Genomic DNA, 20700 nt, shown 5'->3' on the forward strand with positions numbered 1-20700 from the left:
GTAAGGTTCTTCGCGTTGCGTCGAATTAAACCACATGCTCCACCGCTTGTGCGGGCCCCCGTCAATTCCTTTGAGTTTCAACCTTGCGGCCGTACTCCCCAGGCGGGACACTTACTGCGTTAGCTGCGGCACCGGCGGTAACCCGCCGACACTTAGTGTCCATCGTTTAGGGCGTGGACTACCAGGGTATCTAATCCTGTTTGCTCCCCACGCTTTCGAGCCTCAGCGTCAGGAACGTTCCAGAGCGCCGCCTTCGCCACCGGCCTTCCTCCCGATCTCTACGCATTTCACCGCTACACCGGGAATTCCGCGCTCCTCTCCCGTCCTCTAGCTGGGCAGTCCCCTCCGAACTTTCCCGGTTAAGCCGGGAGATTTCCCGAAGGGCTTACCCAACCGCCTACGCTCCCTGTACGCCCAGTAAATCCGAACAACGCTCGCCACCTTCGTATTACCGCGGCTGCTGGCACGAAGTTAGCCGTGGCTGCTTCTGGAGGTACCGTCCGGACGGTTACCCGTCCCATCTTCCCTCCCGAAAGGGGTTTACAATCCGAAGACCTTCATCCCCCACGCGGCGTCGCTGCGTCAGGCTTTCGCCCATTGCGCAATATTCCTCACTGCTGCCTCCCGTAGGAGTCTGGCCCGTGTCGCAGTGCCAGTGTGGCTGATCGTCCTCTCAGACCAGCTACCCGTCGTAGCCTTGGTGAGCCGTTACCTCACCAACAAGCTGATAGGACGTGAGCCCATCCTTGAGCGCCATGCCCTCGGCACGGCTTTCCTTCCGGCCCCGTGGGACCGGAAGCGTACGCGGTATTAGCCAACCTTTCGGCTGGTTATTCCCCACTCGAGGGTAGGTTACCCACGTGTTACTCACCCGTTCGCCGCTTTACAAGCGTATTGCTACGCCTTCTCGCTCGACTTGCATGTGTTAAGCGCGCCGCCAGCGTTCGTTCTGAGCCAGGATCAAACTCTCAGAAAGTGTTGAAGTGGAATTGAACCCAAGGGCCGCCACCTCAATACACCTTACCTTCACTCGCTCTATTCAGTTGTCAAAGAACGAAACGAAAACGATCCGTCGCGCGAGCCGCCGACTGTACTACATCGCTGTGAGGGATGTCAAGCGCGAATTTCTTGCGGACTTGAAACTCTCAGCGGTCACCGACGAAGTGATGCTGTTTATACAGCCCTGGCCTCCCCCTTGTCAAGGGCCGAGCCACGGTTTTACTCCCCCGTTTGTGTTTTTCTTCGTCCACGTAGATTTGCCGGGCAGTCGCCTCAGCGGACCACGAAGGCACCCACGCCTTGCGCCCGTGGGACGGCTGTATCATAATTCGACTATTCAAGGTCTTGGAGGGAGCCACGCGATGTCGCCGTTCCGGCCGGCATTCAGCCGTCGCACGTTGCTCAAGGCCGGGGGCCTCGGCCTGCTCGCCGGCCTCACGGGCGGCTGCGACGCAATCGGCGGCGTGTTCGGCCGCATGTTCGCCGTGCCGCCGCGCGAGACCCTGTACTTCACGCCGAACGACAAGTTCTACGTCGTCAACTATGCCGACTCGGCCGTCAGCATCGCGCGCGAGGTCAATATCGAGCAGTGGCGCGTCCACGTCACCGGCGCGGTCAAAACGCCCATGCAACTGGGCTGGCGCGACATCCTAAACCGCGAGGCCTTCGACCAAGTGGTCACCCTCATGTGCATCGACACGCTGCCCGGCGGCGACAGCCTCGGGAACGCCATGTGGCGCGGCATCTCGCTCAAGGCGCTGCTCAAGGACGCCGGCGCCGACGAGGAGGTGGCCCGCGACGTCGTCTTCCGTGCCATCGACGGCTACCACGACAGCATCCCCTTCTCGCGCGCCATGGGGGACGACGTCATGCTGGCCTATTTGATGAATGGGGAAAAGCTGCCCAAGGCGCACGGCTTCCCGCTCCGGCTGATCGTGCCCGGCCTCTACGGGATCAAGAACGTCAAGTGGATCACCGAGATCGAGGTTTATCCGGGCGATTACAAGGGCTACTGGCAACAGAAGGGTTGGACCGACGACGGCACGATCAAGATCTTCTCCCGCATCGACAGCCCCGGCCATTACCAAGCGTTGCAGGGGCCGGTACAGAAATTCCGCGGTATCGCCTTCGGCGGCCCCCACTCCATCTCGCGGGTGGAGCTGAGCGTTGACGCCGGCAAGACGTGGGAGCCGGCGGAACTGGAGCCGCCCCAATCGCCCTACTCCTGGGTCATCTGGAACTACACCTGGCGGCCGCCGAAGGCCGGCAAATTCCAGGTCGCCGTCCGCGCCATCGACACGAAGGGCCAGATGCAGATCGAAGAGATCGTCCGCCCGCAGCCGGCCGGCGCGAGCGGGTACCACACGATCATCGCCGACGTCGAGCAAATCTAACGGCTGCTGAAAACGCCCGCCACCTGCATTCCCGCATCACTCAAACCCTCGACGCACCGAAAACGTACGCCTGGGCTTCTCGCACGCTTGGGTCCTGAGGATCAAGTTCACTCCGAACTCCCCGACGCGAGAGCCGCCCCGAGCGGGCTCATTCCACCGTCCGCTCCAGCAACCGCCCCACCGGCTCGAGCTTGGCGACCAGGTCCGCCGGCATGCCGTGGCGTTCTTGCAGCAGCTCCGGTGCGTTGTAGGTGAGCCAGACCTTACCGTCCTTGTCTTCCCACACCAGGGCCTTCATGGGGAGGTCAATGGCCGCGGTCGGCCTGGCCACCATCAAGGCGGTGCCGCCTTTCGGATTCCCGAAGATCAGAAGCACCGTGGGCTTCATCTCGAGCCCCACGTTCTTCGCCTCCCGACCATGATCGATACGGGCAAAGATCTTCAACCCCTTGTCCGTGACAGCCTTCTCGATCCGGTCGACGGTCTCCTGGACCGAGTACTTGCAGGGCTTGGTCACCAGATTGCCGCCGGCGTGAGCCGTTCCCACCGCGAGGCCCGCGATCGTCACGCTCGCCCACAGCAGCCCCTTCACCAGTTCATTGAGACACTTCATGGGTCGCTCCCTCCGGTTGACCGAGAAGACCCTGGCCCCTGGATCACGCCCCGCCGGGACCACCCTTAGAGGGCATCCGTCGCGCACGTGCGGCGCTGTCACATGACCGGCGCACCTCGGATCGGCTCGCCGCTCCCGGCAGTGTTCGCCCCCAACCGCCCTGCTTGGCGGCCCCCGTTATCCGCTCAATCTCCCGGCCCGTCAAGTCCCGCCAGCGGCCGGGCAGGAGCTCGCCCAGTTCAATCGGTCCGACGGCCACCCGGACAAGGCGCACCGTGGGGTGCCCGACCGACGCCGTCATGCGTCGGACCTGCCGGTTCATGCCTTCCCGGATCGTGATCTCCAGCCAGGCGGTCGGCACGGATTTGCGGAACCGGATCGGCACGGATCGCTCGGGCAGCTTAGGCTCGTTCGGGAGCCGTCGCACCACGGCGGGCCTCGTGCGCTTGCCGCCGACTTCGACGCCCGCTCGGAGCCTCTCCAACGCCTCCTCGTCCGGAATGCGCTCGACCTGCGCCCAATAGACTTTCGGAAGCTTGTGCCGGGGGTCGGTGATGTACTGCGCCAGGGAGCCGTCCGAGGTCAGCAGCATCAGCCCTTCGCTGTCGAGATCCAACCGGCCCGCCGCATAGACCCCGGGGATCGTCACGAAGTCGGCCAGGGTTGGCCGTCCCCGCTCATCGGTAAAGCAGGGCAGGACGCCGTAGGGCTTATTGAAGGCGACCGTGCGGGACTTCGACTTCACCCTCATCCCGTTCGAAAAGGTGAAAGGCGGTGAACGCGCAGGAGCCCCCCGGCTCCCTGACCGGATTCCGGGCAATCCAAACGCCACTGGCAATCCGAAACGGTGTGCGGCTCCCGGGCTTACCACGGCCAGGACAGACAGTGGGCGGCCACGGTACCGACTCCTCCGTCCCGGAGACGGACCGCGGGTCGGCCTTCCCGCTTGTATCCGCCGGTCACGCAGTACGTCGGCATCAGCTCGCCGCCGTGCTTTTCCGAGCGGTGGGTCCAGCGGCGCAGCACCCCCTGTCCATCGAAGCTCAGGACGTACTCGTCGCACCAAGAGCCGTAGGCATACCAACTGTTCTGCCCGCCCGGCTCGATCTCGTAGACGTGATAGACCCAGAGCGGCTCTCCTTCGGCTGATCGGGCGATCACCGTGGGTGGGCCGAGCCGCTCGCGCACCTCCTCCCGCGTCGCCCGATGGACCGCCGACCGCAGGTAGAGGGTCTCCTTCGCGAAGAACACCGAGCAGGCCGCCTGCGCCCCCAGCACCGCCAGGGCCAGGGCCAGCACGGCCGGGCCGCGCCGATCTACCGAAGGGTCCGCCCGTCTCATTTGCCGTCCACGCCGCCCGGCACGCAATAGTCCGGCTGGAGCTCGCCCCCATGCAGATACTCGGCCTGGGTCCACTTCTGGAGCACGGCCCTCGCGTCGAAGGTCAGCACGTACTCGGAGCACCACATGCCGATCGAGGTCCAGCGGTTGCCAGGCTGTTCCTCCCGAATCTGATAGACCCACAGAGTTTCGCCGGCCGCGCCGCTCATCACCTTCGTCGGCTCGCCCAAGTGCCGCTTCACGTCGTCCTGGGTGGCCTGTCCGCTCGCCGACCGAAGGTAGGTGGTCTCCCTCGGCTCGACGAGCGCGCAGGCCACGGCCGCCGCGCAACCGGCCAGGAGCGCCCACGGCCACGACATCCTCATGTCCCTCATGCGCGCATCCCTCCCCTCAGGGTGGCCCCCACCAGTCTAGGCCGACGGCCGGCCTCTGTCCATGGGCACGGCGGCGGAGCGCTCGCCGTCGGATGAGCGGATGACGAACCAGCGGGTGCATGGGAAGCGCGGGGAGCGGCGGCGGGACGGCGAGCGGCCCTACTCGACCCTGTCGAGCTTGATGCGGAGTTCCTTCAATTGGTCGGGGGCGACCGGCGAGGGGGCGTCGGTGAGCGGGCACTGGGCCTTCTGGGTCTTGGGGAAGGCGATGACGTCGCGGATGGACTCGGCCCCGCCCAGCAGCATGACGAGGCGATCGAGCCCGAAGGCGATGCCGCCGTGCGGCGGAGCGCCGTGGTCCAGGGCTTCCAGCAGGAACCCGAACTTCGCCTCCGCCTCCTGCTTGCTGATGCCGAGCAGGTCCAGGATCTTGAGCTGGACGTCGCGGCGATGGTTGCGGATGCTGCCCCCGCCGATCTCGCTGCCGTTGAGCACCATGTCGTAGGCCTTGGCCCGCACCTTCAAGGGATCGGCGTCGAGCAGCGGCAGGTCCTCGTCCATCGGGGCGGCGAAGGGGTTGTGCATGAAGATGTAGCGCTTCTGATCCTGGTCGTAGTCGAGCAGGGGAAACTCGGTGACCCAGAGGGGCTTCCAGGCGGCCCGGTCGATCAGCTTCAGCTCTTCGCCCAGCAGGAGCCGGATCCGGCCGAGCACCTCATGGACGACGGCGGGCCGATCCGCGCCGAACAAGAGCAGGTCCCCGTTCGCCGCCTCGGGCAGCGCCGCCCGCAGGGCCTTGGCGTCCAAAAATTTCGCGATGACGGATTCCAACTGCCCCTCGTCGGTGAGTTTCACCCAGGCCAGGCCCTTCGCGCCGAAGGTCTTGGCCGTTTCGCCGAGCGAGTCGATGCGGCTGCGCGCGATCGCCGCGCCGCCCTTGACGATGAGCGCCTTGACCACGCCTCCCTTGGCGACCGCCTCGCGGAACACCTTGAACTCGCTCCCGGCCGCGCACGCGCTCACATCGTGGAGCGGCATCCCGAACCGCAGGTCCGGCTTGTCGGACCCATACCGGCCCACCGCCTCGGCGTAGGTCATGCGCGGAAAGGGGTCCGGCAGCTCGACCCCGGCGGCCCGCCTGAAGACCTGCCGGATCATCGCCTCCGTCAGCGACATGACGAGGTCACGGTCGGCGAAGGAGACCTCGAGATCAATCTGGGTGAATTCGGGCTGCCGGTCGTGCCGGAGGTCCTCGTCCCGGAAGCAGCGGGCGATCTGATAGTAGCGGTCCACGCCGCTCACCATCAGGATCTGTTTGAAGAGCTGGGGCGATTGGGGCAGCGCGTAGAAGGACCCGGGGTTCACCCGGCTCGGCACCAGATAATCCCTCGCCCCCTCCGGCGTGCTCCTGGTCAGCACAGGAGTTTCGATCTCCAGGAACCCCCGCCCGTTGAGGAACGTCCTGGTCTCCTGCATCACGTCGTGCCGCAGCTTCAGCAGCCGCTGCATCCGGGGACGGCGCAGGTCGAGATACCGGTGCTTCAGCCGCAGGGCCTCGGCCACCTGGACCTCGTCCTCGATCGGGAAGGGCGGCGTCCGCGCCTCGTTCAGGACCTCGACCTCCCGGACCATGACCTCGATCTCCCCCGTGGGGAGCCGCGGATTGACCGACTCCGCCGGCCTGAGCGCCACGGTGCCGGTGACCGCGACGACGAACTCCCCTCGCAGCACGTGGGCCCCGCGGTGCGCCTCCTGGCTGACCTCCGGGTTGAAGACGATCTGGGTGAGACCGTAGCGGTCGCGGAGATCGATGAAGATGACGTTGCCATGGTCGCGCCGGCCGTGCACCCAGCCCGTCAGGGTGACGGTCTGCCCGACCTGGCCCTTCGCCAGCTCGCCGCAATGATGCGTCCGCTGCTTCACGCGCTCCTCCGGACCGAAGGCCGCGAGGCGCGAGGCATCGGGCGGGCGGCGGCGGTCTCGAGCCGGCTGCGCACCACCGCGCGCAACGCGTTCGCCTCCCGGTCCGTCAGGTATCGAAACTCCCCCGCCGGCAGGTCGCCGAGGGTCAGCGGGCCGAACCTCACGCGGGTGAGCTTGAGGACCGGGTGTCCGACGCTTTCCAGCATCCGTTTCACCTGGTGCTTCCGTCCCTCGTGAATCGTGATCTCGACCCAGGAATTCTGCTCGACCTTGCGGATCTTCTTCACCGTCGCCGGCGCCGTCCGGCCGTCATCCAGGCCCACGCCCCGCTCCAGTTGCCGGATCTCCTCGTCGCTCAGCACGCCCTTGACCTTGATGAGGTAGGTCTTCGGCACGTGGTGCCGCGGGTGCAGCAGCGCCTGGGCCATCGCGCCGTTGTTGGTCAGGAGCATCAGCCCCTCGCTGTCGAAGTCCAGGCGCCCGACCGGAAAGACCCGGAGCTTGACGCGGCCGAGCAAGTCGGCGACGGTGGGCCGCCCTTCCGGGTCGCTCAGCGAGGAGACGCAACCCTTGGGCTTGTTGAGCATGACGTAGACCTCGGGCGGCACCGGCTTGATGTGCCGCCCGTCCACCTTGACGTGGTCGCACGCCGGGTCGATCTTGAGGCCCATCTCGCGGACGACCGCCCCGTTCACCGTCACGCGTCCCTCCCGGATCATCTCCTCCGCCTTGCGGCGCGAGGCGAGCCCGGAATCGGCGATGGCCTTCTGCAAACGAATTTCCATAATCCCGTGAGGGGTTAGACGTGAGGCGTGAGGGGATGGAAGCTCATCTTTGCACTCCTGACGCCTGACGGCTTCTACTCCCATTCGATCGTCGACGGTGGCTTGGAGCTCAGGTCGTAGACGACCCGGTTGACGCCGCGCACTTCGTTGATGATGCGATTGGAGATCGTCCCCAGCAGCTCGAAGGGCAGCTTGGCCCAATCGGCGGTCATCCCGTCCAGGCTCGTCACGGCCCGGAGCGCGATCACGTGCTCGTAGGTGCGCTGATCGCCCATGACCCCCACCGTCCGCACCGGCAGGAGCACGGCGAAGGCCTGCCACACTTCTCGGTAGAGGCCGGAATTCCGGATCTCCTGATCCACGATGGCCTCGGCCCGCCGCAGGATCGCGAGCCGCTCGGCCGTGACGGGGCCCAGCACTCGGATGGCCAGCCCGGGCCCCGGGAAGGGCTGCCGCCAGATGATCTCATCGGGCAACCCGAGCTCCTTGCCCAGCACCCGAACCTCGTCCTTGAAGAGCTCCCGCAGGGGCTCGGTCAGCTTCAGGCGCATCCGGGTCGGCAGCCCCCCGACATTGTGGTGCGTCTTGATCGTGGCCGACGGCCCCTTGAAGCTCACGCTCTCGATCACGTCGGGATAGAGCGTGCCCTGGACCAGGAACTCCACCCGGCCCAGCCGCCGGGCCTCGGCCTCGAAGTTCCGGATGAACAGCCGGCCGATGATCTTGCGCTTCCGCTCCGGGTCGGCGACGCCCTTCAGGGCCGCCAGGAACTGCCGCTCACAGTCCAGGACCCGCAGGTTCAGCTTCAAGTGCTCGGCGAAGGTCTCCTTGACCTGCGCCTTCTCCCCGTCGCGCAGCAGGCCGTTGTCCACGAACACACAGGTGAGCTGCCGGCCGAGCGCGCGATGGGCGAGGACGGCGGCGACGGAGCTGTCCACCCCGCCGCTGAGCGCGCAGATGGCCTGCCGGTCCCCGACCTGCTCGCGGATGGCCTTCACCGCCGTCTCCACGTAGGAGCTCATCGTCCAGGTCGGCCGGCAGCCGCAGATGTCGTGGACGAAGTTTTTGAGCATCCGGGAGCCGCCCGGCGTGTGCGCCACCTCCGGATGGAATTGCAGACAGTAGATGCGCCGCCCGCCGGAGACGTTCTTCATCGCCGCGACCGGCGAGTTGGCCGTGTGCGCAATGGACCGGAAGCCCTTGGGCATGCGCTCGATGCGGTCCCCGTGCGACATCCACACCGGACTGGAAGCGCCCGGCGCCACGCCCTTGAACAGGTCCGAGGCGTCGTCGATCGTGATCTCCGCGCGGCCGTACTCACGGTGCGGGGCCTTGGCGACCTCGCCGCCGAGCAGGTGCGTGATCAGCTGCATGCCGTAGCAGATCCCCAGGATCGGGCAGCCGAGGTCGAAGAGGGCTCGGGGGACGCGGGGGGCCTTGCGCTCGTACACGCTCGCGGGACCGCCGGACAGGACGATCCCCTTGGGCCGGTAAGCCACGATCGTCGCGAGGGGCGTCGTGCAGGGGAGGATCTGGGAGTAGACCTGGGCTTCCCGGATGCGCCGGGCGATCAACTGGGTGTACTGGGAGCCGAAGTCGAGGACCAGGACCCTGTCGTGCCAGAGTTCCATCGAAACGTTCAACGTGAAAGGTGAAACGTGAGACGTAACGCGATGGCCGCCGTTCACCCTTCACATTTCACGTGTCACTCCCCCCAGTCCGTTCGGTAGTTCGGCGCCTCTTTGGTGATGATCACGTCGTGGACGTGGCCCTCGCGCAGGCCGGCGAGGGTCTGGCGCACGAAGCGGGCCTTGGTCTGCAGCTCATGGATGGTGCGGCACCCGCAGTAGCCCATACCCGACTTGACGCCCCCGACGAGCTGGTAGATGACCCCCGCCAGGGTGCCCTTGTACGGCACGCGGCCTTCGATCCCCTCCGGCACCAGCTTGGCCTCCGGGCGCCCGGACTGGAAATACCGGTCCTTGCCGCCGCGCTCCATCGCGCCGAGGGAGCCCATGCCGCGATAGACCTTATAGGTCCGTCCCTGGAACAGCACCATCTCACCCGGCGACTCTTCCGTGCCGGCGAGGATACCGCCGATCATGACCGCCGACGCGCCAGCGGCCAGGGCCTTGGTCACGTCGCCGGAGAACTTGATCCCGCCGTCGGCGATCACCGGCACGCCGCTCCCGGCCAGCGCCGCCGCGCAGTCGGCGATCGCCGTGAGCTGCGGCATGCCGACGCCGGACACGACCCGCGTCGTGCAGATCGAGCCGGGCCCGATGCCGACCTTGACGGCGTCCACGCCCGCCTTGAGCAGGTCCTTCGCCGCCTCGGCGGTGGCGATGTTGCCCGCCACGACCTCGGTGGCCGGATGCTTCTGCTTGATGGACCGGACCGTGTCGAGGACGCTCTTCGCGTGCCCGTGGGCCGTGTCCACCACGACCAGGTCCACGCCGGCCTTGATCAGGAGCGGGAGGCGCTGCTCCGCGTCGGCCCCCACGCCGACCGCCGCGCCGACGCGCAGCCGGCCGTGTTGGTCCTTGCAGGCATGGGGATACTTGATGCGCTTCTCGATGTCCTTGATCGTGATCAGCCCCTTGAGCTCGCCCTTCTTGTTCACGACGGGCAGCTTTTCGATGCGGTACTCGTGGAGGATCTCCCGGGCCTTCTCGAGGCTGGTGCCCTCCGGGGCCGTCACCAGCTTGTCCTTGGTCATGACCTGCGACACCTTGAGGTCCATGCGGCTCTCGAACCGCAGGTCGCGATTGGTCAGGATGCCGACGAGCCGGCCCTCCTTGGTCACGGGGATGCCGGAGATGCGGTAGCGGGCCATCAGATCATGGGCGTCGCGAAGGGTCTGGTCGGGCGAGATGGTGATGGGATCGAGAATCATCCCGCTCTCCGACTTCTTGACCTTGTCCACTTCGGCCGCCTGGTCGGCGGGCGAGAGAACGCGGTGGATGACCCCGAGGCCGCCCTCACGGGCCAGGGCGATCGCGAGGCGGGCCTCGGTCACCGTGTCCATGGCCGCGCTGATGATGGGGATGTTGATCGTGACGTGGCGGGTGACGTGGGTGCGCGTGTCCGTCTCGCTCGGCAGGACCTCCGACGGAGCCGGCACGAGGATCACGTCGTCGAAGGTCAGCCCTTCTCGCACTTCCTTGTCGAGCATGGCTTCACCTGCCCAGGGTTCACGGCCGCCGCGGCGGAATGGGCGACTCTACCACAGCGGCCCCGGAGACGACAAGGAACCGACTACGCGTTCTGCGGCCGCGCCGACTGGTCGGTGATCGCCGCCGTGGCCTCCGCTTCGTCGCGGAGCCGCTCCTCGCCCTCCTCGGCCGGCATGAACTGCTGGACGCGCATGTTGCCGCTGTCCACGACGAAGACGCTCCCCTTGGCGTCCACCGCGATTCCGTAGGGGAAGTTGAACTGGCCGTCGCCGGTCCCGAACCCGCCCCACTGGGTGATGAAGTTGCCCTCGCGGTCGAACTTCTGGACGCGATGGTTGCCCGTGTCGGTGACGTACACGTCGCCATGGCTGTCCACCGCGATGCCCCAGGGGGAGCGGAGCTGGCCGGCCTCCTGGGCCTGGGGGCTGCTCGCGTGGCCGGGGCCGATCCCTCCGCCCCATTTCGTGATGAGCTGGGGAAGCACGTTCGTGCTCGTGTCGAACTTCTGGATGCGGTGGTTGCCCATGTCCACGACGTAGACCGCGCCATCCGCCGGGTCCACCGCGATGCCGCGCGCGAAGTAGAACTGCCCGTCGTTGGAGCCGAAGCTTCCCCACTGCATGATGAATTCGCCGTTCTGGTCGAACTTCTGGACCCGGAAGTTGGCGCTGTCGACGACGTAGACATAGCCGCGCACCCGGTCCACGGCGATCCCCCAGGGGGAGCTGAACTGCCCCTCTCCGTTCCCCCGGGAGCCGAACTTCATGAGGTAGCTGCCCAGCTTGCCGTCGAACTTCTGGATGCGGTGGTTGTTCGTGTCCACCACGTAGACGTCGCCCTTAGCGTCGCAGGCGATGCCGGTCGGGTTGTGGAAGTTGGAATTGGCCGCCCCGAAGCTCCCCCACAGGATGATGAAAGTGCCGTTGTTTTCGAACTTTTGGACGCGGTTGTTGCCGTTGTCCACGACGAACAGGGCGCCCTGCTGGTCCACGGCGAGGCCGTACATGGGCGCCATGAACTCGCCGCCATGGAGCAGCGAGGCCCCGCGGCCGGCCTTGCCCCACTTGGCCACGCAGAGGTAGCCGGAGGTGTTGACCAGGATGCTGGCGCTGGCCGGCACCGAGATGTTGTTGCCCGCGTCCTTGAACCAGACGTAGACGGTCTTGGTCCCGTCGCCGGGGGAGAGCGTCACCGGCACCGCTGCCCCAAACTTCTGGACCGGCTCCATCTCCACCCAGCCCGGCGTGCCGGCGGTGGGGGCGATCGGGCTCTCCGAGATATAGTAGGCGGCCACGCCCGTGTCCACGTCGTTCGCGGAGATCGTCGCGATCACGTCCGGCGAGTTGGTCATGAACGCGCCGTGGTTCAGGACGACGTTGGGGTTCTGCGGCGCCGCCATGTCGATCAGGACCGGCACGGCCGACACCTCCTCGGAGAGGGGGCTTTCCATGCCGTCCTCGTACACGGCGCTGAGGGCGTAGTAATAGGCCATGTCGTTCGTCAGGCCGCTGTGGACGTAGGGACTCGTGACGCCCTCGATCCTCGTCCCGCTCTGGGGCGTCACGCCGGCTTCCGTGTGGAAATAGAGGTTATAGGAGACGGCGCCCGGCATCTCCAGCCAGCTCAGGGTCACCTCCGTATCGCCCGCCTTGGCGACCAGGCTCTTCGGCGCAGGCAGGCCCTCCGCCGGCTTGCTCGTCAGGGCCTTTTCCTGCTCGAGCTCTTCTTCCGTCGGCACGTACTTGACGACCCGGTTGTTGCCGCTGTCCACGACGAAGACGTTGCCCTCCCGGTCCACCGCGATGCCGGCGGGGAAGTTGAGCTGGCCCTCGGTGATGCCCCGGTTGCCCCAGGCGCAGATGAAGGTCCCGTTGCCGTCGAACTTCTGGATGCGGTGGTTCCCCTGGTCCACCACGTACACGTTGCCCAGGGCGTCGCAGGCGACGCCCCAGGGGGCCTTGAACTGACCCGGTCCACTCCCCTCCTTGCCCCACTTCGTCAGGAAGCTGCCGCGCGAGTCGAATTTCTGGATGCGGTTGTTGCCCTCGTCGGCGACGAAGATGTTGCCGACGAAGTCCACCGCCACGCCCCGCGGGAAGAAGAACGCGCCGTCGAAGCTGCCGTCGCGTCCCCACTTCATCAGGGGCGTGCCGTCGTCCTTGAACTTCTGGATGCGCGCGTTGCTCGTGTCCGCCACGTAGATGTTGCCATCCTTGTCGGTGGTCACGCCCCAGGGTACGTCGAACTTGCCCATGTCGGCACCGCGCCAGGCGAAGCCGAACTTGCCCCAGGCGCTCATCACGTTCCCCTCGGGGTCGAACTTCTGCACGCGGTTGTTGCCGCTGTCCGCGACGTACACCTCGCCCGCCGGCCCCGCGGCCAGGCCGCGGGGATAGTAGAACTGGCCTTCCTCGGAACTGGCCTCGCCGCCCCAGCGGGCGACGAACTTCCCCTCCCGGTCGAACTTCTGGATCGCGTGGTTGTCGGTGTCCGCGACGTAGATGAAGCCGTCCTGGTCGATCGCGATGCCGGTGGGCGAGCTGAACTCCCCGTCATCCACCCCCGCCTGCCCGATGATCTGGCCCACCAGGTAGGGGGCGGGAATGGCCATGACCTCCTCGGATTCGGGGCTCTCGCCCTTGGGGGTCACGACCGTGAGGACGTAGTGGTAGCAGGTGCCGTTGGCGAGGTCGTCGTGGACGAAGGGCGAGGTCACGCCCTCGATGCAGGTGCCCGTTTCCTTCTTGACGCCCTTCTTGGGGTTGAAGTCCGCGGCGCTGGCGATCGGCCTCGTCAGCTCGGAGAACTTGATCTGGACGCCCTTGCTCGTGACGAAGTACAAGTTGTAGTACATCGCCTCGGGCACCGGGTCCCAGGTGATCGTGTTCCGACCGTTCCCCGGCTTGGCGACCACGTTGGCCGGCGGCGGCGGCAGCTCCTCCTCCGCCTCGATCTGGCCGCCCCCCCATTCGTCGGGGTTGCCCTCGGCCTTGAGGACCCGCCGCGCATCGCGATCCGCCTCATCGAACAGCCAGTCCTTCATCACATCCCTCGTGTGGTGATTGGTGAAACAGGAAGAAAATCCACGTTGCTCAGGGAGTTAGCACGCCAGTCTAGCAAAGCGTTTTGAACCAGGTCAAGGTCGGCGGCGGCGCGGCGGGCGCTCCACGGAGCGCCCGCCGCCGCGACCGGCGTGGCGGCCCGGTGCTTGTCGCCAGAGGAGGGATCGGCTAGGATGCCGCCGAAGGCGTGAGCCCCATGACCGACCTGGATGCCCGCCCAGCCCTGTGCCTGACCAGGCGACTGCCCGAACCCGTCATGGCCCGGATCCAGGCCGAGTTCCGGCTCACCGCGCCGGTGCAGGACGATCCGCCAGACCCCTCCCGGCTGCGGGAGGGCCTCCGCGACGCCGACGCCCTGCTGACCACCCTGACCGAACGGATCGACGCCGCCCTCCTCAAGCACGCACCGCGCCTCCGGATCATCGCCAACTGCGCCGTCGGGTACAACAACATCGATCTCGACGCCGCCGCCGCGCGGGGCATCGTCGTCACGAACACCCCGGATGTTCTGACCGAGGCGACCGCGGACCTGACCTGGGCGCTGCTCCTCGCCGTTGCGCGCCGCGTCGTCGAGGGGGACCGGCTGGTCCGCGAGGGTCGCTGGACCGGCTGGGCGCCGACCCAGTTACTCGGAGCCGACGTGCACGGCAAGACCCTGGGCCTCGTCGGCATGGGCCGCATCGGCCGGGCCGTCGCCCGCCGGGCTGAGGGCTTCGCCATGACGGTCCGCTACTGGTCCCGACATGAGCTGCCCGCGGACGCGCGACGGCCGGCGTGGCGGCCCGCCCCGCTGGAACTGTTGCTCCGCGAGGCGGACATCGTCAGCCTGCACGTGCCGCTGACGCCCGGCACCCATCACCTGATCGGTGCCGCCGCCCTGAAGCTGATGCGCCCCACCGCCCTCCTCATCAACACGGCCCGCGGGCCGGTCGTGGACGAAGCGGCCCTCGTCGAGGCCCTCCGCGAAGGACGCCTGGCCGGCGCCGGGCTCGACGTCTACGAGCATGAGCCGGCGCTGCACCCCGGGCTCGCAGCCCTGCCGCAGGTCGTCCTGCTCCCCCACCTCGGCTCGGCCACGCTCTCGACGCGGGTCCGCATGGGACTCATCTGCCTGGAAAACATCCTGGCCGTGCTCGCCGGACGCCCGACGCCGAACCGGGTCGCGTAGCCCCGCGGAGTGCACGTGACCCCGCGGAGCGATGGATTGGCGACGAGGTACTGAAGGTGGGGGACCCGAAGCTGAGCGTATCCCCTCCTCGTCCATCAGCCACTCAACCATCCTGCAATCGCCCCCCGATCAACGATCTCTCACTCGTCGAGGCTTACGGGTCCAGGTTCAAGTCCCTCGCCACGTCGTGGATGAGCGCGGCGTCCACCTTGGGGTGCTTGCGCAGGAAGGCTTCGAGCAACGCGTTGTCGCAGAGGCTGTTGATGAGACGGGGAATGCCCCCCGAATACTGGCAGATGAGCGGGATCGCCTCCGGGGAGAACGGCGGCCTTAAGCAGCCTGCGATCCGCAGACGGTAGTTGACGTAGGCGGCCGTCCCCTCCGCGTCGAGCGCCGTCAGCTTGTAGCGATGGGCGACCCGCTGCTGGAGCGGCCGATCCAGAGCCAGGACCTCGTCAAGCTCGGGCAGGCCGAACAGGATAAAGGTCACGACCTTGCGCCCGTCGATCTCGATGTTGAGAAGGCCGCGGACGTCCTCCATGAGCTCACGGCTCCGGAGCATCTGGGCCTCGTCGATCAGGACCACCGCTTTCTTCCCGGCCTCGAAGACCTCCTGCAGCCGGCGGGCGAGCTGCGTGAGCAGCTCGGTCTTGCCCTCGGCCGGCGCCTCGACTTCCATCTGCAGCGCCATCTTGCGCAACATCCACTCGGAGGTGACGCCCGCGTGGATCACGATCAGCAGCGCCGCCTCATAGCCCTCGGCCACGAGGTCTTCCAACAGCCTCGTGGCCAGCGTGGTCTTGCCGGTGCCGACGTCCCCCACGAGCACAGCGAGCCCCTTCATCTGCTCGGCGGCGTACTTGAGCCGGACGAGCGCCTCCGCGTGCTGGTGGGTATTGGAGAAGAAGCGGCTGTCGATCGTGATCGCGAAGGGGTTTTCCCGCAGGCCGAAGAATTCCAGGAGCGACATGGCGGGGCTACAGGTAGGAGATGCGCCGCTTCTTCCGACCCGGTGCGGCGGCGGGCTCGACCAGCGCCCCCTCGGCGGGCCGCGGCAGCCCGCCGCCCTGCTCGATCCGCTCGAGCCGCGCCGCCGAATCCCGGAAAGCCGGCATCTCCCGATAGAGCCGGGCGGCCCGATCGAGGTCGCCCTGCGCCTCAGCGAGTTCGGCCAGCGCGTAGCGCAGGGCCTCGCCGGCCGTCCCGGCGCTCCGCGGATCGGCCAACGCCCCCTCGATCAGTGCCAGGGCCGCCGCCTGGTCGCCCTCGTCGTTCAGGCACCGGGCCAGTTCCACCGTCGCGGCGACGAAGGTGTCCTGGCCCGCCCTGGCGATCCGAAGCTGATCCCGGGCCTCGGCCGAAAGGCCCAGGTACCGGAAGGCCAGTCCCAACTCGAGGTGCTCCTCACAGGCTTCAGCCGGCTCAGGGGCACGGACGGATTCCGCCCCGGCGGCAGGCCCCGCGAAGGCGGCAGCCGGCGCCGGCGCGTCCTCGTCGGCGGGGACGGTCGGATCGTCGCCCGCCAGGAGCCGGAGCCCCGGGGACGTGGGCGCCGGCTCGGGCACCGCTTCGCCCGGCTCCCCGGCATGGGCGTGCGCGCCCGCCGGCTTGAACGAGAAGGCGGAGGACGCGGCAGACGCGGGACCCGTGGGGGGCGCCGGCTCCTCGGCCGGAGCAGCCGGCTCCTCCGCGCTCGGCGGGCGCGCGAAACGCTCCGCGTACCGGGCGACCAGGGGGCTCGCCGGGGCGAGGGCGAGCACTTTGCCGTACAACTCCACGGGGAGAGTGGGATATTCCGGGTCGGGATGAGCGAGGAGGAGCTCGAAGGCCCGGCCGTACTGGGCTGCGGCCCCGGTCCGATCGCCGGTCTGCTCCAGAAGCTGCCCCAGCAGCTCCAGCAGGGCGATGCAATCCGGGTCCGCCGCGAGGTATTCCCGGATCATCGATTCCGCGAGCCGATGGTCCAGCGCGCGGAGCGCCGATTCGGCCAGGAACTTGAACTCCGACTGCGCGACCGCGAGCCGGCCGGTGCGCAGGTGCAGTGAGGCCAGGAGGCGGCAGATCTCCGGGTCGCCCGGCTCGGCGGACAGGAGTTCGGCGAGCAGCTCCTCGGCCGCCTCGAACCGGCGTTCCTCCATCAGCGCGAGGGCCCGGTTCAGCCCCGCCCGTCGGCCGCCTCCGGCCGGCTCGACCGACCGCGGGGCCAGCCCCTGCTCCTGGCGTTCGGGAGCCGGCGGGGGGGCCGTGGCCGGCTCCCCGCTCGCCGCGCCGAGCAGGGCCAGGGCGGAAGGGTTGCCGGGCTCGATCTTGAGGGCGGCCTCGCCGGCCGCCCTGGCCTCCTGCGTCTGTCCCTGCGCCAGACGCTCGCGCCCCAGCGCGACGTAGGCCTCGAGCGCCCGCTCCGCCCGATTCTCCTGCAGGTAGAGATCGGCCAGGCGACGGCGTACCTCGGACTGCGCAGCGTCCAGGCGGAGGATGGTCTCATAGACGACGATCGCGTCGGCGGGACGGCCGTCCTTGAGGTATCCCTTGGCCAGGATCAGGTAGTCCGAGACGGCGTCGCTGACCAGCCCGCGCTCGGCGTTCAGGTCGCCGAGCTCCTTGTAGATGGCGTACCTGGCAGGGGCGACCTTGAGGATTTTCTTATAGACGGCGATCGCCTTGAGCGGCGCGCCGGCCGCCCGGAAGGCGGCGGCCGCCTCCAGGTAAGCCTCGACGGCTTCGCCCGGGGCGTCCCGTTTGAGATGCAGGTCCCCGATGGTGTTGTGGACGGTCCCGTCGCCGGGCGCAAGGGCGGCCAGTCGTTTCCACTCGGCGATCGCCCTGTCGTATTGACCGCGCGACGTGTAGAGCTGGGCGCTCTCAAGGATGGTGTTCTTGTCGGGCGGCAAGGCCGGTGCTCCAGACCCGCCGCAGAACTAGCAGCTTTGCCCGAGGTTGTCAAGGAAGCGGGAACGGCCCTCCGCGCGCCGGCGCCGGCCATAAACGACGGGGGCCGTCGCCCCCCAGGGACGGCGGCCCCCCTTGGCGCGCCGCTTCTGCACCGGTCCGGCCTGACGCCGGGCCCGAGCGGTCAGGACATGGACATCTTCAGGACGTTCGCCGCCTGAGGACCCTTGGCCCCCTGCACGATGTCGAACTCCACGCTCTCGCCCTCCTTCAAGGTCTTGAAGCCGTCCCCCTGCAGGGCGGAATAATGGACGAAGACATCCTCCCCGTTCTCCAGCCGTATGAAGCCGAAGCCCTTCCGATCGTTGAACCATTTGACGGTCCCCTTGCTTCTCACAGGCCCCCTCCTTTCACGAACACCCGACCGACCTGGGTGGGCGAACCCGACGGAATGCTACGCAGTCTCGCGCGCAAAAAAATACCGCAGAAGGAAAGCCCTCTGCGGTACGGTGAACTGGGTGACCATGCACGCGACATCCCGAAAAATCGCGGCAGCATTTAGCATAGGCCCTGGGGGATGTCAAGCCGGTTTCCCTCGCCCTCCGACGTTCGCGCGGAACCGAGCGGCGCGCCCGTCGAAGGCGGCCAGGTTTACAACCTCTGGAAAATCCTTTATATTGCGTCATCGCCCGGACACGAGGCGTCGTTGCGCAACATCCTGTCGCGGTACATCTTCTCCGAGCTCCTGCCCCCCTTCTTCCTCAGCCTCGGGGCCCTCTGTTTCGTCATGCTGACGAAGGAGCTGTTGCGGCTCGTCGAGCTGCTCGTCTCCAAGGGCGTGGGGCTCCCGGCCGTCGTCAAGGTGTTCCTCCATCTCCTGCCGTCGTTCCTCGTCCTCACCCTCCCCATCGCCGGCATCATCGCCTCCATCACGGCCTTCAGCCGCCTGTCCTACGACAAGGAGCTGGTCGCCATGCAGGCCGCCGGCTTGAGCCTCGGCCGGCTCACCCGGCCCGTGGCGCTCTTTTCGGCGCTCGTATTCGCCCTGACCCTCTTCCTCTCCCAATGGGGACAGCCCTGGAGCAATATCTCGCTGAAAAAACTGGCCCTGAGCCTGCTGCGCGACCAGCTCGTGCTCGCGTTGGACCGGGGGGTCTTCAACGAGCCCGTGCCGCGCATGGTCATCTACGTCCCCGAGAGCCGGCAGGGGGAGCGCGGACACGGCATCTTCATCGCCGACCAGCGCACGCCGGACGAGCCGCGGATCATCGTCGCCGCCGGCTACACCATCCTCAACGACCCCCTCCGCAACCTGATCGGCCTCCGCCTCCACGACGGGACGATTCACACCAGGCCCGAGGACGCGGAGCAGTACCATCGGCTGAGTTTTTCGACCTACGACATCCGCCTGAACCTCGACCAGAGCCTCTACGCGCCGGTCGAGGAGCGGCCGACGCCGGACGCGATCCGCGAGCAGCTCGACCGGACCGGCTGGCGGGACACCGGGGCGCGGCGCCGGCTGATGGAGCACTACAAGGACCTCGCCTTTCCGACCGCCTCGCTGATCTTCGGCCTCCTCGGCGTCCCGCTGGGCATCGTCTCGAAGCGGTCCGGGCGCATCGGGGGCTTCGCCGTCGGCGTGCTGGTCGTGGTGGTCTACTACGTCCTCAACGTGTTCTGCGAATTCCTGGTCACGACGCTGATCCTCTCCCCCTTCGCCGGCGCCTGGCTGCCGAACGGCCTGTTCCTGGCCCTGACCGGCGCGCTCTTCCACCGTGTGAGCCGGCGCTGACCATGACGATCCTCTTCCGCTACCTGCTGCGCGAGTACGCGAAGGTCTTCGCGATGTGCTTCGCCGGCCTGCTCACGGTATACCTCGTCGTGGACTTCTTCGAGAAGATCCGCCGGTTCATCCACTACGACGCCGAGGCCCTGACCATCCTGGAGTATTTCGTCCTCAAGACGCCCGCGATCTCGCTGCAGATCGCCCCCCTGGCGGTCCTCATGGGCGCCCTGCTCACGATGGGGATGCTCATGAGGAACCACGAGGTGACGGCGATGCGGAGCTGCGGCATCAGCCTGGCCCGGATCGCCTGGCCCTTCCTGTTGTTCGCGCTCGCCGTCGGCCTGCTGCTCCTCTGGTTCACGGCGGAAGTCATCCCGCTCGCCAACGGCCGCGCCGAGGCCGTCAAGCACGCCAGGATCGAGAAGAAGGGCGGCACGAAGGCCTTCCGGAGCGACCGTCCCTGGATCCAGATCGGCACACGGACGCTCATGAACGCCGAAGTCGTCGAGCCGGACGGCGGGCGCCTGCACGGGGTCAGCCTCTACCAGCTCGGCGACGGCTTCACGCTCGACGAGTTGATCGAGGCCAAGGAGGCGCGGTTCACGGAGGGCCGCTGGGTGCTCCTCGACGGCCTCCACCGCCGCCTGCTCCCCGACGGCCGCCTGGAAACCACCCCCTTCGCGCAACGAGGCCTCACCCTGTCCCAGACGCCCGAGGACCTCCAGACCTCGCTCTCCTTGGAACCGGAGGACATGACGCTCGCGGACGTCTGGGACTACGCCGTCCGCCTGCGCCGGGACGGCTACAACGTCGCCCGGATCCTGACCGATTACTACGGCCGCATCGCCTTTCCCTTTGCGAGCACCGTCATGGCGATCGTCGGCGTCGCCCTGAGCCTGCGACGGGTCGGCGTCCGCGGCGGCGGCGTGGCGATCGGCGTCGGCCAGGCGCTCGTGCTGGGGTTCGGCTACTGGGCCACGCACTCGGTAGCTATCGCGCTGGGGCGCAGCGGCGTCCTCGCCCCCGTCCTCGCGGGTTGGGTCACGAACCTGCTGTTCCTGGCCTTCGGCGGCTACCTGCTCCTGCGGGTCCGCCAGTGACCGCGGACGCGGCCTGCGCGCCGCGTGCCCCACGGGCGCGGCAAGTTGATTTCACGCCGGGCTTGGGGTAAAAGAAGGGCGGTTTTCGGT

16 protein-coding genes and 1 rRNA gene are annotated in these 20700 nt (G+C 67.5%); 4 read left to right on the forward strand and 13 right to left on the reverse strand.

The features are described 5' to 3' along the window. A 16S ribosomal RNA gene (locus tag AC1U7O_RS08450) occupies positions 1-976 on the reverse strand; the annotation flags it as partial. 385 nt (positions 977-1361) lie between these two features. Here AC1U7O_RS08450 and AC1U7O_RS08455 point away from each other — a divergent pair. After that, a complete protein-coding gene (locus tag AC1U7O_RS08455; RefSeq protein WP_479894284.1) occupies positions 1362-2393 on the forward strand; it encodes a molybdopterin-dependent oxidoreductase in 1032 nt (343 codons plus the stop codon). A 148-nt stretch (positions 2394-2541) separates the two neighbouring features. Here AC1U7O_RS08455 and AC1U7O_RS08460 read toward each other — a convergent pair whose 3' ends face one another. The 9 genes from AC1U7O_RS08460 to AC1U7O_RS08500 form a co-directional block, all read right to left on the reverse strand. Next, positions 2542-3006, reverse strand: coding sequence for a DUF302 domain-containing protein (locus AC1U7O_RS08460; protein ID WP_479894285.1), 465 nt, complete (start codon positions 3004-3006; stop codon positions 2542-2544). Between the two features lie 43 nt (positions 3007-3049). Next, positions 3050-3757 carry a pseudouridine synthase gene (locus AC1U7O_RS08465; RefSeq protein WP_479894286.1) on the reverse strand — a complete coding sequence of 236 codons (708 nt, stop codon included), beginning with the start codon at positions 3755-3757 and terminating at the stop codon, positions 3050-3052. A 113-nt stretch (positions 3758-3870) separates the two neighbouring features. After that, positions 3871-4347, reverse strand: coding sequence for a hypothetical protein (locus AC1U7O_RS08470; protein ID WP_479894287.1), 477 nt, complete (start codon positions 4345-4347; stop codon positions 3871-3873). Beyond that, positions 4344-4721, reverse strand: a complete 378-nt coding sequence (locus tag AC1U7O_RS08475) for a hypothetical protein (RefSeq protein WP_479894288.1) — start codon at positions 4719-4721, stop codon at positions 4344-4346. The genes AC1U7O_RS08470 and AC1U7O_RS08475 overlap by 4 nt, the downstream gene beginning before the upstream one ends. Before the next feature lie 159 nt (positions 4722-4880). Beyond that, positions 4881-6644 (reverse strand): aspartate--tRNA ligase, encoded by a 1764-nt coding sequence (aspS, locus tag AC1U7O_RS08480; RefSeq protein ID WP_479894289.1) that lies wholly within the window; start codon positions 6642-6644, stop codon positions 4881-4883. Then, positions 6641-7429 carry a pseudouridine synthase gene (locus tag AC1U7O_RS08485; protein ID WP_479894290.1) on the reverse strand — a complete coding sequence of 263 codons (789 nt, stop codon included), beginning with the start codon at positions 7427-7429 and terminating at the stop codon, positions 6641-6643. The genes aspS and AC1U7O_RS08485 overlap by 4 nt, the downstream gene beginning before the upstream one ends. Before the next feature lie 74 nt (positions 7430-7503). Beyond that, complete coding sequence (gene guaA / locus AC1U7O_RS08490) at positions 7504-9060, reverse strand: glutamine-hydrolyzing GMP synthase (RefSeq protein WP_479894291.1); 1557 nt, start codon at positions 9058-9060, stop codon at positions 7504-7506. A gap of 74 nt (positions 9061-9134) precedes the next feature. Then, positions 9135-10604 (reverse strand): IMP dehydrogenase, encoded by a 1470-nt coding sequence (gene guaB, locus AC1U7O_RS08495; RefSeq protein ID WP_479894292.1) that lies wholly within the window; start codon positions 10602-10604, stop codon positions 9135-9137. Between the two features lie 83 nt (positions 10605-10687). Further along, positions 10688-13648: a 6-bladed beta-propeller gene (locus AC1U7O_RS08500; RefSeq protein ID WP_479894293.1), complete on the reverse strand. Its 2961-nt coding sequence runs from the start codon at positions 13646-13648 to the stop codon at positions 10688-10690. A 215-nt stretch (positions 13649-13863) separates the two neighbouring features. On the opposite strand from AC1U7O_RS08500, the gene AC1U7O_RS08505 reads away from it, so the two are divergent. Then, complete coding sequence (locus AC1U7O_RS08505; RefSeq protein WP_479894313.1) at positions 13864-14835, forward strand: 2-hydroxyacid dehydrogenase; 972 nt, start codon at positions 13864-13866, stop codon at positions 14833-14835. 154 nt (positions 14836-14989) lie between these two features. On the opposite strand, the gene AC1U7O_RS08510 is transcribed toward AC1U7O_RS08505, so the two are convergent. The 3 genes from AC1U7O_RS08510 to AC1U7O_RS08520 form a co-directional block, all read right to left on the reverse strand. Next, positions 14990-15805: an ExeA family protein gene (locus AC1U7O_RS08510; protein ID WP_479894294.1), complete on the reverse strand. Its 816-nt coding sequence runs from the start codon at positions 15803-15805 to the stop codon at positions 14990-14992. Between the two features lie 7 nt (positions 15806-15812). After that, positions 15813-17726 (reverse strand): tetratricopeptide repeat protein, encoded by a 1914-nt coding sequence (locus AC1U7O_RS08515; RefSeq protein WP_479894295.1) that lies wholly within the window; start codon positions 17724-17726, stop codon positions 15813-15815. Positions 17727-17908: 182 nt separating this feature from the next. Then, positions 17909-18121, reverse strand: coding sequence for a cold shock domain-containing protein (locus tag AC1U7O_RS08520; protein WP_479894296.1), 213 nt, complete (start codon positions 18119-18121; stop codon positions 17909-17911). Between the two features lie 309 nt (positions 18122-18430). Here AC1U7O_RS08520 and lptF point away from each other — a divergent pair, with 309 nt between their 5' ends. Continuing rightward, positions 18431-19516: an LPS export ABC transporter permease LptF gene (gene lptF, locus AC1U7O_RS08525; protein WP_479894297.1), complete on the forward strand. Its 1086-nt coding sequence runs from the start codon at positions 18431-18433 to the stop codon at positions 19514-19516. A gap of 2 nt (positions 19517-19518) precedes the next feature. Next, positions 19519-20610, forward strand: a complete 1092-nt coding sequence (lptG, locus tag AC1U7O_RS08530) for an LPS export ABC transporter permease LptG (protein ID WP_479894298.1) — start codon at positions 19519-19521, stop codon at positions 20608-20610. Positions 20611-20700: the final 90 nt, after the last annotated feature.

The organism is Candidatus Nitrospira neuquenensis (genome assembly GCF_979578155.1).